Genomic DNA, 16179 nt, shown 5'->3' on the forward strand with positions numbered 1-16179 from the left:
TATTTACTAAGCTTAGCTAACTAACCGAGCTCTGAATAGCTAGGCAAGCAAACGTTCTAATTGATCACATAAATGCGAAAGATTAACGTGATCATGTTCAATCGTCAGGTCAACATAGCCATCACCACGAAAACCACGGTCAAGCTCAATTAAAACATGAGTTTTATGAGCTTCAGGCACAAACGATAGTTCAATCTCTTGAATACCGAACAAGCTACGGCTATTTGGTTTATATTCCAGCTCTTGATAACAACCAGAGACAGAGTTAAACGTACTAGCACGTAAGAAGCCCTTTTCAACATCCGCTTTTACCAAGCTAAAACCCAGTTTATCCATCGCTTGCATAAAAGTAGTTACGGCATCATTTGGATAAATATGAAGATGATCTTTATCCGTAGGATCAAGTGCTAAATCAATATCTAAACCTGTTTCAAGCCACACATGTGATTGGTTATAACCGGCGTTGATTTCGGTGATCGGTGTTTCTGAATGTAAGCGCGCTTCAAACGGTATGTGTTTTTGTTGACCAGGTTCAATTGTACCAATATCGGTTATACGCCACTTATCAATAATATGATTGGTAAAATAAGCACCGTCTTCACCTTCCACTTTTACGCGCGTCATTAATGCTAAATCAAGACCTGTTATCGCTTGGCTAACATCCCCTGCGGTGATCACTATTTGGGCATTAAATAATTGCCCAGGTTGTAAATGCTCAGTTTCAAGCACGGTATCTACTGTTGCTGCACCAATACCGACTGATGCAAGAATTTTTTTAAACATCTATTTCTCCTTAAGCTTAATTCACCTAAACCTGAATCACGCTTAAATTCCTTTGTTACTGCATCTTAACCATATTTAAAAGCTGCTGTCAGTGAAAAAATAACTATTTTTTGAGTTTTTAGCAGAATAATTAACTAAACGAGTGTTTTTCATACACAGGTATATCTCTATGCGCGCAATTTATATGCATAATATACACGAATGATTTTCAAAAATGCTGATATTTCGCTACACTAGGTAACCAAATGAAGTGATATTAAGAATTATGGAACTATTATATTTTGCTGTCGCATTTGTGTGTGGCTTTGCCGTGTACCAACTTAAACTTCCTCCGCTAATCGGTTTTTTGATTGCTGGCTTTGTACTGAACTTATCTGGCTTTAAAACCACTGAGCTACTTAATACGATTGCTAATTTAGGGATCACGTTATTACTATTTAGTATTGGTCTAAAACTAAAAGTTAGTCATCTTATTAAGCCACAAGTTTGGGCCCCAGCCTCTTTACATATTATTATTAGTAGCGCTATTTTTTGCAGTTTGATGCTGTTCTTAGGCGCACTTTCGTTGCCATTATTTGCTGACCTAAGTTGGCAAAGTGCGTTACTTGTTGGTTTTGCTTTTAGCTTTTCTAGCACAGTTTTTGCTGTAAAAGTACTTGAAGAACGTGGTGAAATGGCAAGCCTTCACGGCAAAATAGCCATTGGTATTTTGGTTATGCAAGATATCTTTGCAGTGATCTTTTTAGCCATCAGCACAGGTAAAACCCCCAACGGTTGGGCTTTTGCGCTATTAGTTGCCTTGCCATTGTTACGACCAGTCATGTTTTGGGTGTTAAATCGTTCTAAACATGGTGAGCTACTACCTTTGTTTGGCTTTTTCTTTGCACTTGTCGTTGGCTATCATGCATTTGAATTTGCAGGCTTGAAAGGTGATTTAGGCGCGTTGATCATCGGTATGATCTTTGCTCCTCATAAAAAAGCCAGTGAGCTTGCAAAATCACTACTTAATTTAAAAGAAATTTTATTAGTTGGGTTTTTCTTAACAATTGGTTTAGGTGCTGATCTGACGCTCAACTCATTACTTATAGCGCTTATTATTGTATTGGTGCTACCAGTCAAAGTTGCCCTGTATTATGTACTAACGAATGCCTTTAAGTTACGCGCTCGTACTTCTTTATTAAGTGCTTTTAGTCTAGCTAACTACAGCGAATTTGGCTTGATAGTCTGTATGGTTGCTGCCAGTAGCGGGTTAATCACCTCTGAGTGGTTGGCTGTTATGGCTATTGCAGTATCAATGACCTTTATCATTGCATCCCCACTAAATAAACGTTCAAACGAAATTTATGTAAAGATCGAAGCTTGGCTCATGCGTTTTGAAAGCCCTACTCGCTTAGCAGAAGAACTTCCTGTGAACTTAAATGACACCAAGATTGTTATTTTTGGTATGGGTCGTATTGGCACCGGTGCATATGAAACAATTAACATCACCCATCCTGGCGTTGTAGCGGGTATAGATATCAAACCTGAAGTGGTCGAAAAGCATGTTACACGAGGTCGTAAGGCACTCTTGGCAGATGCAACCGATCCAGACTTTTGGCAAAGGGTAAATCACTCCCATGTAGAGATGATCATGCTCGCGATGCCGAAACATATGCAGAACATTTTTGCTTTAGAGCAATTGCGTGCTTCGGGTTACCAAGGTCAAGTTACTGCCATTGCTAACTATCCAGATCAGCAAAAAGAATTAGAAGATATGGGCGTTGACTCTACTTATAACTTCTATTTAGAGGCCGGTAGCGGCTTCGCTGAGCATGTAAAACAAAAATTATTTCCATAATATAGAAAGGTTCTCAGTACCACAAAAGGTACTGAGAACTATTTTCATTTAATTTTCATATCCTTATATATAGCCGCCTGAAACAATCCCGCAGAAGTCCCCAAATAAGAGTCAAGCGCATTTACAAAGCTTTACATCCAGATTGGCATTTACCCATGAAAAAAGAGTAAACTGCACTTGTTGAGTAATACGTAAGTATCTATTTTTAGCACAAAAAAAGCCTTCTCATGTTTGTGTATGCGTATTTATCGGCATTTTGTCTTTTACTATTAAATAAGGTTTTTAGATGAAAAATAAGTTTGCTACACAGTTTCAGACAGTGGCGGATGATGTAAATAACCCAAAACTGGTTGAACTTCAAAATCGCCTTGATGAAATACAAAGAAATGGAATGACAGCGTTAACAATGCGCGCAGTGCTATTTCAAAAAATGCTCGATATATATCAAGTGCCGGAAAATCATTTCTTGCGTGATAGCGAAACACCAAGCCGCATCGATGATCCGTCAATTATAAACAAACTTAAACAACTTGGATTTACCAAAAAGCATCAATACCAGATCCATTAGTAATTATGAGGGCCCTACTCTCCCTCATTAAATAGGCTGTTTCTTGCCCGTCACAGCCTATTTTCTCTCTCTCTTTTGTAATACACTTCACGCATAACCTAGCAAACTAAGTTAACCATGGATCCAGAGCTTTTAAAAATAGCGATTAATACAAAAATGCCATTTGGTAAATATGCAGGCCGCCCTTTGCTGTTATTACCAGAACCATACTTAGTCTGGTTTAAGCAGCAAGGATTTCCTCACGGCACACTCGGTGCTCAATTAGCAATGATGTATGAAGTTAAACTCAATGGCTTGGAGCAGATGCTCATGCCGCTTTTAAAAACACATAAATAAATTAAAAGTAATAAATAATGGAACTTACTTAGCAAAGTGAAGTCTACTCTTTTGCTACTTGTTGATTTTGGTTTTAACCGCAGAAAAGCGCCTATTAGGCGCTTTTTTTTTGAGTATCAATTTAGCCACAGATATAGCAATAGAAAAGGAGTTACTTACCCTGAACTCTGGTTACTTAGGCAAATAGATTGTAAATTTGGCGCCACCTAATTCTGAATTCGATATCGAACAGCTGCCTTGGTGCCAAGACACTATTTTTGCCACAATGGCTAAACCAAGCCCAAAGCCTCCAGTCTTTTTATCGCGACTTTTATCAAGTCGGGCAAAAGGTTTAAACACTGCATCCCATTGTGATTGTTCAATGCCAGGGCCATCGTCTTCGACCGATAAAATTAACTGCCCAGTATTTTCAACTAAGCTAATTCGCACTTCGTGACGAGCATATTTCAACGCATTGCCTACTAAGTTTTGGATACTGCGGGCGATAAAGTGACTGTCACAAGTGTAACTGCATAAAGCTGGTAATTGCATATTGAGTTTTATTTGCGTAGCAAAATCAAGTTTAGTGACAACACTTTCTACTAGCTGCACTAAGTTACATGTTTGCACCGTAAGATTAGGTTGTTGGCTATCAAGGCGAGCATAATCAAGCATTTCTTTAACTAACGACTCTAACTCCACAATATCTAATTGCATGTTATCGATATATTCAAAGGCTTTTTCGTCAGCTACTTTATCCTCAAGCATTGCCAACGCAAATTTTAAACGTGCCAGTGGCGTTCTAAACTCATGCGATACCGACGATGTAAGTTCTTGTTGAGCGGTTAATAAATGCTGAATACGCTGCTGCATAGCACTTAAGGTGTCGGTAATTGGTAAAAAGAATGATTTCGAGGTGGCGCTCAGCTCAAAGTCTTGTGATCCACCAACGGCTTCACAGGCCAGTCGCAACTTAGCAAAATCACGCCACAGTAAAAAACTCCATAAGCCAACAGGGATCCCAACGACACACAATAATAATAGATAAGGCCAAACGGATGAGAATACTGGCGCAGAAACGGTAATTGGACCCACTTGCAATAATTGCTCATTATCAACAACGATATACCAGATAGCTCGCTGTTGTTGATCAAATAGATAAATATAATTATGTAGGTTAAGTTCTTGTTGTTGTTGTGCGGGCAACATTAGGTCTTGTTTTTGTACTATTTCACTTTGAAAGCGAGTGGCTATTTTAGTAAGTCCTTGCGGGGTTTGCGCTAATAGCCATAGGGATTGACCAAACTCATCATCGAGCGCAATTTGTTGTTGACTGTCTTCATAGGGCCAAAGTTGTTCAATTACCCCACTGACTAAAAACAGGGAAACTATAATATACACATATAAACTTGCAAATAGCTTCCCCATTAATAGTTACATACCCCATGCATCGGAGACAAATAAGTAGCCTTGTCCCCAAACGGTTTTAATACGGTATGGTTTATCGCTGTTATCACCTAATTTTTTACGGATCCGAGATACACGTACATCTACGGTGCGGTCTAATCCATCATATTGGCGACCAATCATGTGTTGATGAACATGTTCACGACTTAGTACTTCACCGGAATTTGAAGCTAATAACCACAGTAATTCAAATTCATGGGAAGTGAGGGTGATTTCGTTATTCTTTAAGCGAACAATACGGCTGGTTTTATCAATACATAAATCGCCAAATTGTAATTCCTCTGGCGCTTTTACTGATGCTTGGCCACGGCGTAATAGCGCATTAATACGGGCAAGCAATACTCTTGGCTCAGCTGGCTTAATAACATAATCATCGGCACCAAGTTCCAAACCAATGACTTGATCAAAGTCTTCACCTTTGGCGGTCAACATTAATATTGGTAAGCTAAATTTATCTCTCACTTGACGACAAACACTAAAGCCATCTTTACCTGGCAGCATTACATCGAGGATCATCAAATCAACCGGATTGTTTTCAAGGTAACTAAACACTTCATCGCCACGGTCTAGCACCGCCACTTCAAGGCCATTATTTTCAAGATAGTCACGGGTTAATTGCTGTAACCCTAAATCATCTTCTACAAGTAAGATCTTTGCCATTTGCAGCTCCAAGATTAAAAAAAGCTCCACGGAGAACGTAATCGGCGCCGAGTTGTTTTAGCGCGAGTGCTCTGTACTTCAATGCGTGTTGTCGCCAGTAATTCATCCGTGTGAGGATTGACTAGGGAGTATATGGTTTCAACCTGAACACGCGCTTTATGATTGAATTCTTCTAAGGTAACCTGTTGCCAACATTGCAGTTGTTGATCTTCGCTGTATAAACAAACGTCCATTTTATGGGGCATATTTAAAGCAAATTTTACATCAACATCGCAAAAGTCTTGTTGTTCGGAAACCACACAGACTTTTGGAGTAACTGTTAATATATCTTTTTTTGCGGCAGCTAACTTTGGCCATACCAACAAAAAAATGACGCACGCACCAAGTTGTAAATACTTCATATTAAAAAATATGATCAAACCCTATAAAGGCAGTCAGAGAATACGTTTGTTCAAACAGCGGACTGTCGTCAGCTAAGGCGGAATAATCATAATAAGCCAGATGAAAACGCAATGAGTTGGCTCCATTTAAGGGCCAGCGGGCATCTATTTTAGCATAAGGCTGCCAACTACTGCCAACCTCAATTGCACGAACTGGAGACTCTTTTTCTGTTACGCCATAAAAATATGTATTCAGTGCTGCCGATTTATACCAGATGCCAATAGTCGGCTTAATCTGTAACTCACCAATGTTCTTGTGCATTTGCCACTGCAGTGCACTTCGCCACCCGTCATACACTCCGGATACATCAGCTAATGCCTGCACGGAAAATACATGCTGCTGATAGCTATAATGGTAACTCAGGCCAGCATCGAGTGCCCATTTACGTTTATTAAGCTCACGGATATCTAGACTAGGTTGTTGGATTTGAAGTTCATTTTCACTGTTCGTAAATGAACTTTCTGATCTTAATGCAAAAATGTTACTTGGATGCCAATCAACAAAAAAACGAGTTTCCGAATTAAACTCAGTGACTAGATTAAAGGTATGTGGGGAGTCTTGTATCAGGCTATAGCCTAAGCGACCATTATCAAAAAAGAACTGTTCACCGTAATAAGCTATATCTGGGATCAACACTAATGGTAAATCACCTCCACCAGCTAATGGATTTGTTATGACTCCTAATCCCGTGTTAAGGCTCAAGTGCCACTGCCCTGTTGTTATATCCTGCACAGGCTCAATTTCTGATGGCTGTGCAAAACAAGGTACTGTAAGCCATACAGAGATGCAAAGCGCAGTAAGAATATTAACTATCGACTTCATTGTTGTTATTTATGCCAAAAGAGACAACCCAATATCGTTATCATAGCAAGGTATTAATAACTAATCCCTAGACGATTACAATCATTCACACTTTTGATACATATGGAACGATTCAAGGTAAATAAACTTTACATCTGCGTATTTAGACTCGGCTAAGGAGCTAAGCTATTAACGTTTTTCAGTGATTGAGCAATCTCCCATAATGCATTTAACGCGGCATCTGGTAACTCTTTACGTAATACTGCCAAACCAATCTCAAACCCGGCAGGGGCCTCTTTTTGATCACTGATCACCTGAACGCGATCTTTTAATGGGCTATTATCTAAAACAATTTTTGGCACCATGGCAATGCCTAGCCCTAAACTCACCATTGACACCATAGCTTCATGCCCCGCTACTTGCGCATAGATCTTTGCATTAATACCGTGCTTACGCCACCACAGCTCTAACCTTTGACGAGTAAAACCTTGCTCTGGCACTATAAACTCAAGCTCAGACCAATCTATCTTATCGCCAAACTGGGCCAGTTTTTCAGTGAGCAACGACGGAATACGTGGCGCGATAAATACCAAGGATGAATAACCAATACTGGCAAATGCAATTTGCGTCGGTAATTTATCAGGCTTTGCGGCAATTGCCATGGCTTCGTGTCCGTCAAGCACACGGTTTATTGCCACTGCGGGATCGCCAGTATTAAGCTTTATTTCTATATGTTGATGTTGCAAACGCAGTTGCTCTAATAGTTGATGCAAAAAACTATAAGAGGCCGTTACTGAACAGTAAATGCTTACTTTACCGTAAATAGTTTGCTCAGGATTTTGTACATTTGCTCGAAAACGCTGCCAATTAGCTAACGTAGCCGTTGCATAGTCGATAAACGATTCTCCTTCAGCTGTTAACTTTACACTGCGATTATCGCGACTGAATAATGCGACTCCAACTTCATCCTCTAACTGTTTAATATTGCGACTTAAGGTGGGAGCACTTATGTGGCATAACTCGCTGGCACGGGCAAAATGTAAGGTTTTGGCAAGTGCCAGAAAGTAATGTAATCGTTTATGGTCCATAGTGATCCCAATAGTTAGCGGTTATTAATTAAAGCATTTCATTTTTTGAAATACTTTAATGCAAATATATCATTTTACGCAAGGGTAAAAATTCCTTATGGTGACTTTAAGCAAAGCAGCAAGCGCTTGCATCTAACAAATACGAAATTTATAGGATACTAACAATGGCGAATTATTTTAATACTCTTCCCTTACGCGAGCAGTTAGCACAACTAGCACAATGTGAATTTATGGATCCGGCTGAATTTGCCGATGGTGTTGAAGCACTTAAAGGCAAAAAACTTGTTATTGTTGGGTGTGGTGCACAAGGTTTAAACCAAGGACTGAACTTACGAGATTCAGGTTTAGATGTTGCCTACACATTGCGTGATTCTGCAATCAGCGAACGTCGTCAATCATTTCTTAATGCGTCAGAAAATGGTTTTACTGTAGGTACTTACGAAGAATTGATCCCTACTGCTGATGTTGTGTTAAACCTAACACCTGATAAACAGCATACTGCGGTTGTAAACGCAATCATGCCGATGATGAAACAAGGCTCTACGCTTGCTTATTCTCATGGCTTCAACATTGTTGAAGAAGGTATGCAAGTACGTGATGATATCACTGTAATCATGGTTGCACCTAAGTGCCCAGGCTCTGAGGTTCGTGAAGAGTATAAACGCGGTTTTGGTGTCCCAACTCTTATTGCTGTTCACCCAGAAAATGATCCTCAGGGACATGGTCTAGCCCAGGCTAAAGCTTATGCAGCGGGTACTGGCGGTCATCGCGCTGGGGTATTAAAGTCTTCATTTATTGCTGAAGTAAAATCAGACCTAATGGGTGAGCAAACAATTCTTTGCGGCATGTTACAGACAGGCTCAATTTTATGTTTTGATAAGATGATCGAAAAAGGTATAGATGCCGGTTACGCATCAAAACTAATTCAATACGGTTGGGAAGTTGTTACTGAAGCACTTAAATACGGCGGCGTTACAAATATGCTTGACCGTTTATCAAACCCAGCGAAAGTAAAAGCGTTTGAATTAAGTGAAGAATTAAAAGTAATCATGCGCCCGCTTTACAATAAACACCAAGACGACATCATCGATGGCACGTTCTCTCGTGTAATGATGGAAGATTGGGCGAATGATGATGCAAACCTTTTGAAATGGCGTGCAGAAACAGCTGAAACAAATTTTGAAAAAACCCCTGCCGGTGATGTTGAAATCACCGAACAAGAGTTTTTTGATAACGGTATATTGATGGTTGCAATGGTGAAAGCCGGTGTAGAATTAGCGTTTGAGACCATGACTGCAGCGGGTATTATAGCTGAGTCAGCATATTATGAATCGCTACATGAAACGCCATTAATTGCCAATACCATTGCACGTAAAAAATTATTCGAAATGAACCGCACGATCTCCGATACTGCAGAGTATGGTTGCTACTTATACAATCACGCATGTTTGCCACTGTTACAAGACTTTATGCAAAACATCGATACTGATGTGATTGGTAGAGGCTTAGGCGAGCGCTGTAATCATGTTGATAACCAAACACTAATTGCAATCAACAAGTCGCTGCGTGAGCACCCTGTTGAAATCATTGGTACCAAATTGCGTGGCTACATGTCAGCAATGAAGAAAATTGTTTAACCCTGGAAAGTAACAATTTCGCTTGTTAGAAACCAAGCCCACATGCTAAACGCAGTGGGCTTTTTCATTTTATTTACTTTGTCAAAATACATCTTAGAGTAAATTACAAACTGAGTACTTACTCTAATAGATGATGAACTGCATGAAAAAAACATGCTAAAATACCCGCATAATTTGTAAATTCAGTACCCACAATGTCGTATAAAACTCTTAGTATCACGCGTAAGATCACTATTTTAGGGATCGCTATTGCCCTGTCAGTTGCCAGCTTAATTGGCATTACGGCGCTGTTATCCGCCAAAACCATTATCGAACAACGGATGATACAATCTGAGTTGCCCAGTAAACTACACGCAATTAATAACTATATCAGCTTAGAAATAAATGAATTGCTTAGTGCGGCCGAACAAGTATCAAGTAATCATTTTATACTCGCGTGGGCAAATAGTCGTGATAACAATGATGAAGTTTTAATCAAAGAATTAAATCGTCTGGTAAAACAATACGGCTTAGCAACCGCATCATGGGCAAATCGCGATACCGCGCAGTACTGGAATCAAGATGGCTTTTTAAGAGTATTAGATAGGCAGCAAGATGGCTGGTTTTTTGATTTTAAAAACGCCAATCAAGCTTACTCTATTAGCTTATATCAAGAGCCTAATGGCGACACAAAAATGTTTGTAAATCATCAACAGATCAATGGCATCGGCTTAACTGGACTGGCAAAAAGTATTGATGATATGCAGGCACTGCTAAATAAATTTACTATCGAGCAAACCGGTTTTGTATTTATCACTGACGATAAAGGCGTAATTAAACTCCATCAAGACGTTAATAAAGTAGAAAAAACAAATCTAGATAGCTTGTATGGTCATCAAGTAAGTGGTCAATTATTAACAAGCAATGAATTTAACTTGCAAGAAGTCGAACTCAATGGCGACACTTTTTTCCTAGCGGCGAGTCCGATTAAAAACACTCAACTCTATGTGGTTGCACAAGTACCAAAAGCAGAAGTGTTTGCCGGGATCACCACTTTACAATGGCAAATTTTAAGTTTTGCTATCGCAATTGCGCTGTTGGCATGTATCGTTAGTTTTTTACTGGCTCGTTCGTTAGCTTCACCGCTATCAAAAATGGCAGAGTTATTTACTCGTTTAGGATCTGGTGATGCCAATCTAGCTTACCGTTTACCTCACAGTGACCAGCCTGAGCTATCAGCATTAACGAATGGTTTTAACCAATTCATTGATAAAATTGAAACCGCCATTGCGCAAGTCTCCCACGAAAGTTTAAAAATTCGTCAAAGCTCAGATCAGGTATTTACTCAAGCCAAGCATAACTCACAGGCAATGGACAACCAAAAAGAGCAGACTATCTCTGTTGCAGCAGCAATCAACGAAATGGGCGCGACAGTGCAAGAAATTGCCCACAGCGCCGCAACTGCCGCAAAACTGACCGAAGATAGTAAAGCGAATACATTACAGAGCCACCAGCAAGTAGTGCAAAGCCAACAGAGTATTACCGCATTAGCCAGTGATATTGACACAATTGCGAGACAAGTGACTGAGCTTGCCAATAAAACCCAGACTATTGCCAGTATTGTTGACTCTATTCGTGGTATTTCAGAGCAAACCAATTTATTAGCACTAAATGCAGCAATTGAATCAGCACGTGCTGGTGAACATGGCCGCGGCTTTGCCGTGGTTGCGGATGAAGTACGAGCCTTAGCCAACCGTACGTCACAATCAACGACTGAAATTCAATCAATGATTGAAGAGCTCGCGAAAACAGCTACCAATGTGGTTGAACATATTGCCCAGTCCAAAGATAAAGCTCAACACAGCGTAGCAACAATGCAAAGCTCTGTGCAGTTGCTTGATGCCATTACCAATACCGCTAATGAAATTAATGATATGGCAACCTTGATTGCTACAGCTACTGAGGAGCAAAGTAGCGTGGTTGCTGACGTCGGCCGCAATATTGAACAAATTAGTGAGATCAGCGATATGGCAATGCGAGAACAAATTGATACCGAGCAGGCGATCAAAGGACTTGCAACCAGCGCACAAACCTTAGCAAGTTTAGTCGCCACCTTTGAAAAGCGCTGACACAGTTTGTAACATTTAACATCTACCCCGACTAAAAAACAGACTAAACTTAATAAGTCAGTAATTAGTTGGGGTATGATTATGACAATATTAACGCGGCTTTATAAGCTAGCAGTCATTGTGCTGCTTTTTAGTATCTCTGCCTGTACCAGTGTGAGTAATCAACCAATACTCATCCCGCCACCAGTGACTGAAAACCAATCTTTCACGCTTTACCCGGTAGAAAGTAGTGAACAGATTTTTACCTTAAGCGATACAATAACACAACAACTCGATGCAGCCTTTCCAAGTACTAAACGCAATTTAAACACAACTCGAAAATTACTAAACTTTTTGTTAGAAAATGGCGATGCATCCTTACTATATCAAGCAGGGGCTACCCTAACCGCCAATCAAGCCTACCGAGATTTAAATGCTAACTGTTTATCATTATCGATTTTGGCCTATAGTATCGCGGAATATTTAGGCATGCAGGGGCAATTTCAAACGGTTCATATTCCTGAGTATTGGGCGCTAAATAAAGGCTATAACTTATTGACTGGGCATATTAATTTGATCGTCACACAGCGTCGTAATAACCACACTAATGTGACTTATGTGTATGACGCAAAAACCTCATTAGTGATTGATTTTGATCCGAACTCGCGAGGCGAGAAATTTCAGACGACCCCCATCAGCAAACAACGAATTACCGCGATGTTTTATAACAATAAAGGGGCAGCGGCAATGCTCAATCAAAATTATGATTTAGCCTATAGCTACTTTTTAGCGGCAACAAAAGCAGATAAATATTACTCTGCTGCATGGGGTAACTTAGCCGTATTACTTCGCCTTGATTCTCAGTATGATAACGCCGAATTAGCCTATAATTATGCTTTGCTGCTTAATAACGACAACAATACAGCACTGGGCAACTTAGCTTTACTGTATCAACTCACCGACCGTCCTGAGCTGGCCGACAAGATTTTATCTAAACTTGATTTGAAGCGCCAAAGTAATCCGTATTATCATGTGTCATTAGGAAATAACGCATACCTTGAACAAAACTATCAAGATGCCATCAAGCATTTCAATAAAGCAAAAAGAATTGATGATAATATTCATGATAGCTACTTTGGTCTTGCCCGCACGTATTATCAGTTAGGTGATTTTAAGCAAGCGTATCGCCAATTACGTTTGGCTAATAAACATGCCGATTTTGACCATGATAAGCAACGTTATCAAAATAAATTACAGGCACTAAGTGACATGACCGCGCGAGTAATTAATCATTAACTATTTTATTTTGCTATTGAGCCTCAGCTTTTCAACATTGTGCCAAAGTAATAGCAGCGCGCAGCAACAGCTGATTGATGATCTGAGGCATCTGAGCTCTACGGCTCTAAGCGGTAGAAAAACCAATACCGACGGCGCGCATACCAGTGCCCAATACATTAGTACGCGACTGCAAACGCTCGGTTACAATACACAATTACAGCCGTTTAGTTACAGCCATGGCTGGTCTTCAAAAGCAACGGGGCAAAATGTAGTTGCGACTTTAAAACCACCGCACTTAGTCAAGACTCATTTGGTAATTACCGCTCATTATGATCACTTAGGTATGCGTGGTAACACTTTATATGCAGGCGCAAACGATAATGCCAGTGGCGTCAGTGCCTTGTTATTCCTAGCGCAACGCTTCGCACACACAAATCTGCCTTTCCAACTTAGTTTTGTTGCTACTGACGCAGAGGAAAATGGTTTACATGGAGCTGAATATTTTGTTAGTCAATTGCAAATCGACGACAGCGTAACCGTGCTAAATATTAATTTGGATATGTTAGCAGTAAAGCCGCCAAAAAAAATCTTATATGCCTTTGTCTCACATGCACAACGCAGTGCTTTACAAGCACAACTACAGCAGGTGCCTGAGCATAATTTAAAGATAAAAGTAGCTAGTTCATCAACCACAATGAACAGAATGACCCTCGGAGATAGTATTGATTGGCGCCGAGCAAGCGACCATTATGCGTTTGCTAAAGCCGGAATTGCTTATATTTACTTTGGTATGGGTCATGACCCCCACCATCATAAAAGTTCCGACCTACTAAGTAATATTGACCAAGCACTTTATATTGATGCTGTTAATTATATTGCCGTATTTATTAGCCAACTTGATATAAATGATATAAACACTCTTTGAGCTAAATTGTAGATAGTAAATATATTTTAAACTAAATTCAGGTTAGCAAAATCCCAGAGCTAACAAACACTCGCTTTTGTGCCTTACTTAAGCGTTTAATTTTTATCTCAAGCTTGGTGGCTTCACTGCGAGAACCGACTTCACATTGATATATTAAAGTCAGTGGCCCCTTCCCCTTTAAGTTTTTAGCCCCTTTGCCCGCTTGATGTGCGGCAAATCGTTTTGCCACATCCGTGCTGATCCCAGTGTACCAATGCCCTAAACGTGTTTGTACAATATAAAGTGACCACGTGGAAATCTTAGTTGTCATAGTATTTTCAGTAGTAGTTAAACTTTTTGCGGACTCAGAGGTCAAAATTACGCTCCAAACATCGATAGTAAAAATTAAGTCACAAACAATTACTCAAAAGGGTTTTACCTTAGGTGACTAATCGGTATCATGCAGTTTATAAAAAATAAGGATCCAAACAAACAATGCAGTCGTTAAAAACTTTTTCTCTTTGGTTTATCGTTGCTCTGACCTTAAGTGCAACCGCCGGTTGTTCTAGCTGGGTTTATCGTATCAACATCCCACAAGGTAACTTTTTAGAACAAACCGATGTTGACAAGCTTCGTATCAATATGACCCGTGAGCAAGTTCTTTATGTATTAGGTAAACCTGTTGCAGAAGACGCTTTCGATAAAAACACGTGGCATTACTTATATTCTTTTAACCTTGGCCGTGATAACGAACAACGTAAATCACTGACTATTAATTTTGAAAATGAAAAATTGGTATCGCTCAGTGGTGACTATGAACAACCCGCAGAGTTTAATACACCGCTTGAGCAATAACGCTCCAGTTCAGTAAATTACGAAAAGGTTAGCAACAGCTAACCTTTTTTGTTTGAGCTATTATTTAGCTTTATCAAGCGGTCGCCCACCTGTAATTTTATTAGCACGACCTTCGTCTTTAGCTTTTTCTGCACGTTTTCGTCGTGCGTCTTTAGGATCAGCAATTAAAGGACGGTAAATTTCAATTCTATCGCCATCCTCAAGCACTTGCGTAAGCTTGCAGGTACGGTTCCATATTCCTAAGGTTAATGCTAAGCCATCAATTTCAGGGCACTTAGCGAGGATACCTGATTGCATCACGGCATTTTCTGCCGTTGTACCAACTGGTACTTCAACAAGCAAACACGTTGCCGTGGTAGGTAATGCATACACAACTTCAACTTTTATCATCATCGCAGTCCATATACCTGTTTAGCGCGTTGAGTAAATGCATTCACCATGTTTTTTGCAACATCGTTAAATACGCGCCCAAACGCAAGTTCAATTAATTTACTCGCAAATTCAAACTCAAGCTGTAGCTGAACTTTACATGCATTGTCATCCAACACTTGAAAATGCCAACGCCCTTGCAAGGCTTTAAATGGCCCATCAACTAAGCGCAATGTTACTGTATTGTCATCTAAAAAGGTGTTTTCAGTAGTAAACCATTTTTTTATACCCGCTTTGGAAATTTCCAAACTTGCCGTCATGGTATTACCTTGCTGTGCAATAATTTTTGCATCCGAGCAATGGGGTAAAAATTCAGGATAAGCATCCACATCATTGACTAAATCAAACATTTCTTTGCTGCTATACATTACTAGCGCACTTTTTTCTATTTGTGGCATACTCACTCCCAACTGTGTGGGCGAATTTTAGCAAGCTTTGCGTTTTTCCCCAAACTTTCATGGCGCTTTATTTACAAACACTTTTTTATTAGCAAAAATAAAAAATCGATGTAAAAAGCAGAGCTTTACGTATAATATGGGCCACTATGGCTAAGAAAAATTCATCTAAATCGACAAGTAATACTATCGCGCTAAATAAAAAGGCGCGTCATGAGTATTTTTTACACGACAAGTTTGAGGCTGGTGTTGAACTACAAGGCTGGGAAGTAAAAAGTATCCGAGCTGGTAAAGTAAACATCTCTGAAACATACATTCACCTTAAAAATGGCGAAGCGTTTTTGCTTGGCAGTCAAATACAGCCTCTCAATAGTGCTTCAACCCATGTTATTTGCGATCCATTACGTTATCGCAAGTTATTATTAAGCAGACGCGAGCTAGATCGCTTAGTCGGTGCGACTGAGCGCGATGGCTATTCATTAATCGCCACTGCCATGTATTGGAAAAAATGCTGGGTGAAACTTGAGTTCCACCTTGGTAAAGGTAAAAAAATGCATGACAAACGTGAAGACGGTAAAAACAAAGACTGGTCTCGCGAAAAAGAACGGTTAATGAAGCACAAAGTTTAATCTAT

At 39.9% G+C, this 16179-nt stretch carries 18 protein-coding genes; 9 read left to right on the top strand and 9 right to left on the bottom strand.

Going from position 1 to position 16179, the window contains the following annotated elements; translation table 11 throughout:
• Positions 1 to 39 precede the first annotated feature (39 nt).
• Positions 40 to 783, bottom strand: a complete 744-nt coding sequence (locus H5201_RS03755; protein WP_145239228.1) for a sporulation protein — start codon at positions 781 to 783, stop codon at positions 40 to 42.
• 265 nt (positions 784 to 1048) lie between these two features.
• Between H5201_RS03755 and H5201_RS03760 the strand changes: the two genes are divergently transcribed.
• The 3 genes from H5201_RS03760 (at position 1049) to H5201_RS03770 (ending at position 3524) form a co-directional block, all read left to right on the top strand.
• The gene (locus tag H5201_RS03760) at positions 1049 to 2620 is read left to right on the top strand and encodes a cation:proton antiporter family protein (protein WP_149981440.1); all 1572 of its coding nucleotides are present in this window, start codon (positions 1049 to 1051) and stop codon (positions 2618 to 2620) included.
• Positions 2621 to 2906: 286 nt separating this feature from the next.
• Positions 2907 to 3188 (top strand): hypothetical protein, encoded by a 282-nt coding sequence (locus H5201_RS03765; RefSeq protein WP_145239233.1) that lies wholly within the window; start codon positions 2907 to 2909, stop codon positions 3186 to 3188.
• Between the two features lie 117 nt (positions 3189 to 3305).
• A complete protein-coding gene (locus tag H5201_RS03770; protein WP_182719329.1) occupies positions 3306 to 3524 on the top strand; it encodes a DUF3820 family protein in 219 nt (72 codons plus the stop codon).
• Positions 3525 to 3695: 171 nt separating this feature from the next.
• Here the strand turns inward: H5201_RS03770 and H5201_RS03775 are convergent, their stop codons facing one another.
• From H5201_RS03775 to ilvY, 5 genes are all read right to left on the bottom strand, one after another.
• Complete coding sequence (locus H5201_RS03775) at positions 3696 to 4931, bottom strand: ATP-binding protein (RefSeq protein ID WP_182739676.1); 1236 nt, start codon at positions 4929 to 4931, stop codon at positions 3696 to 3698.
• A gap of 6 nt (positions 4932 to 4937) precedes the next feature.
• Positions 4938 to 5630, bottom strand: a complete 693-nt coding sequence (locus tag H5201_RS03780; protein ID WP_145239242.1) for a response regulator — start codon at positions 5628 to 5630, stop codon at positions 4938 to 4940.
• 14 nt (positions 5631 to 5644) lie between these two features.
• Positions 5645 to 6031: a DUF3019 domain-containing protein gene (locus H5201_RS03785; RefSeq protein ID WP_182719327.1), complete on the bottom strand. Its 387-nt coding sequence runs from the start codon at positions 6029 to 6031 to the stop codon at positions 5645 to 5647.
• Position 6032: 1 nt separating this feature from the next.
• Positions 6033 to 6893: a MipA/OmpV family protein gene (locus H5201_RS03790; protein ID WP_182731025.1), complete on the bottom strand. Its 861-nt coding sequence runs from the start codon at positions 6891 to 6893 to the stop codon at positions 6033 to 6035.
• A gap of 152 nt (positions 6894 to 7045) precedes the next feature.
• Positions 7046 to 7960: an HTH-type transcriptional activator IlvY gene (ilvY, locus tag H5201_RS03795; RefSeq protein WP_145239251.1), complete on the bottom strand. Its 915-nt coding sequence runs from the start codon at positions 7958 to 7960 to the stop codon at positions 7046 to 7048.
• 164 nt (positions 7961 to 8124) lie between these two features.
• Between ilvY and ilvC the strand changes: the two genes are divergently transcribed.
• The 4 genes from ilvC to H5201_RS03815 all read left to right on the top strand — a co-directional run bounded on the left by ilvC (position 8125) and on the right by H5201_RS03815 (position 13887).
• A complete protein-coding gene (ilvC, locus tag H5201_RS03800) occupies positions 8125 to 9597 on the top strand; it encodes a ketol-acid reductoisomerase (protein ID WP_182731024.1) in 1473 nt (490 codons plus the stop codon).
• A 194-nt stretch (positions 9598 to 9791) separates the two neighbouring features.
• Positions 9792 to 11705, top strand: coding sequence for a methyl-accepting chemotaxis protein (locus H5201_RS03805; RefSeq protein ID WP_182783750.1), 1914 nt, complete (start codon positions 9792 to 9794; stop codon positions 11703 to 11705).
• An 81-nt stretch (positions 11706 to 11786) separates the two neighbouring features.
• Positions 11787 to 12980 (top strand): tetratricopeptide repeat protein, encoded by a 1194-nt coding sequence (locus tag H5201_RS03810; RefSeq protein ID WP_182783752.1) that lies wholly within the window; start codon positions 11787 to 11789, stop codon positions 12978 to 12980.
• Between the two features lie 37 nt (positions 12981 to 13017).
• A complete protein-coding gene (locus H5201_RS03815; protein WP_246175529.1) occupies positions 13018 to 13887 on the top strand; it encodes a M28 family peptidase in 870 nt (289 codons plus the stop codon).
• A 37-nt stretch (positions 13888 to 13924) separates the two neighbouring features.
• Here the strand turns inward: H5201_RS03815 and H5201_RS03820 are convergent, their stop codons facing one another.
• On the bottom strand, positions 13925 to 14242 hold the full coding sequence (locus tag H5201_RS03820; protein WP_149981449.1) for a GIY-YIG nuclease family protein: 318 nt from the start codon (positions 14240 to 14242) through the stop codon (positions 13925 to 13927).
• Between the two features lie 119 nt (positions 14243 to 14361).
• Here H5201_RS03820 and H5201_RS03825 point away from each other — a divergent pair, with 119 nt between their 5' ends.
• Entirely contained in the window at positions 14362 to 14721 is a 360-nt protein-coding gene (locus tag H5201_RS03825) for an outer membrane protein assembly factor BamE (RefSeq protein WP_145239264.1), read from the top strand.
• Positions 14722 to 14781: 60 nt separating this feature from the next.
• Here H5201_RS03825 and H5201_RS03830 read toward each other — a convergent pair whose 3' ends face one another.
• Positions 14782 to 15111: an RnfH family protein gene (locus H5201_RS03830; RefSeq protein ID WP_145239596.1), complete on the bottom strand. Its 330-nt coding sequence runs from the start codon at positions 15109 to 15111 to the stop codon at positions 14782 to 14784.
• Positions 15111 to 15548: a type II toxin-antitoxin system RatA family toxin gene (locus H5201_RS03835; protein WP_145239267.1), complete on the bottom strand. Its 438-nt coding sequence runs from the start codon at positions 15546 to 15548 to the stop codon at positions 15111 to 15113. The genes H5201_RS03830 and H5201_RS03835 overlap by 1 nt, the downstream gene beginning before the upstream one ends.
• A 146-nt stretch (positions 15549 to 15694) precedes the next feature.
• On the opposite strand from H5201_RS03835, the gene smpB reads away from it, so the two are divergent.
• Positions 15695 to 16174 carry an SsrA-binding protein SmpB gene (gene smpB / locus H5201_RS03840; RefSeq protein WP_064666579.1) on the top strand — a complete coding sequence of 160 codons (480 nt, stop codon included), beginning with the start codon at positions 15695 to 15697 and terminating at the stop codon, positions 16172 to 16174.
• The last annotated feature ends 5 nt before the right edge of the window (positions 16175 to 16179 follow it).

The sequence above is a fragment of the Pseudoalteromonas sp. SG43-6 genome (genome assembly GCF_014164365.1).
Lineage (GTDB): Bacteria > Pseudomonadota > Gammaproteobacteria > Enterobacterales > Alteromonadaceae > Pseudoalteromonas > Pseudoalteromonas rhizosphaerae.

Bases quoted from the DNA above. Each gene is read 5' to 3' on its own strand.
- H5201_RS03755 (WP_145239228.1), bottom strand. From the start codon at position 783: ATGTTTAAAAAAATTCTTGCATCAGTCGGTATTGGTGCAGCAACAGTA.
- H5201_RS03760 (WP_149981440.1), top strand. From the start codon at position 1,049: ATGGAACTATTATATTTTGCTGTCGCATTTGTGTGTGGCTTTGCCGTG.
- H5201_RS03765 (WP_145239233.1), top strand. From the start codon at position 2,907: ATGAAAAATAAGTTTGCTACACAGTTTCAGACAGTGGCGGATGATGTA.
- H5201_RS03770 (WP_182719329.1), top strand. From the start codon at position 3,306: ATGGATCCAGAGCTTTTAAAAATAGCGATTAATACAAAAATGCCATTT.
- H5201_RS03775 (WP_182739676.1), bottom strand. From the start codon at position 4,931: ATGGGGAAGCTATTTGCAAGTTTATATGTGTATATTATAGTTTCCCTG.
- H5201_RS03780 (WP_145239242.1), bottom strand. From the start codon at position 5,630: ATGGCAAAGATCTTACTTGTAGAAGATGATTTAGGGTTACAGCAATTA.
- H5201_RS03785 (WP_182719327.1), bottom strand. From the start codon at position 6,031: ATGAAGTATTTACAACTTGGTGCGTGCGTCATTTTTTTGTTGGTATGG.
- H5201_RS03790 (WP_182731025.1), bottom strand. From the start codon at position 6,893: ATGAAGTCGATAGTTAATATTCTTACTGCGCTTTGCATCTCTGTATGG.
- ilvY (WP_145239251.1), bottom strand. From the start codon at position 7,960: ATGGACCATAAACGATTACATTACTTTCTGGCACTTGCCAAAACCTTA.
- ilvC (WP_182731024.1), top strand. From the start codon at position 8,125: ATGGCGAATTATTTTAATACTCTTCCCTTACGCGAGCAGTTAGCACAA.
- H5201_RS03805 (WP_182783750.1), top strand. From the start codon at position 9,792: ATGTCGTATAAAACTCTTAGTATCACGCGTAAGATCACTATTTTAGGG.
- H5201_RS03810 (WP_182783752.1), top strand. From the start codon at position 11,787: ATGACAATATTAACGCGGCTTTATAAGCTAGCAGTCATTGTGCTGCTT.
- H5201_RS03825 (WP_145239264.1), top strand. From the start codon at position 14,362: ATGCAGTCGTTAAAAACTTTTTCTCTTTGGTTTATCGTTGCTCTGACC.
- H5201_RS03830 (WP_145239596.1), bottom strand. From the start codon at position 15,111: ATGATAAAAGTTGAAGTTGTGTATGCATTACCTACCACGGCAACGTGT.
- H5201_RS03835 (WP_145239267.1), bottom strand. From the start codon at position 15,548: ATGCCACAAATAGAAAAAAGTGCGCTAGTAATGTATAGCAGCAAAGAA.
- smpB (WP_064666579.1), top strand. From the start codon at position 15,695: ATGGCTAAGAAAAATTCATCTAAATCGACAAGTAATACTATCGCGCTA.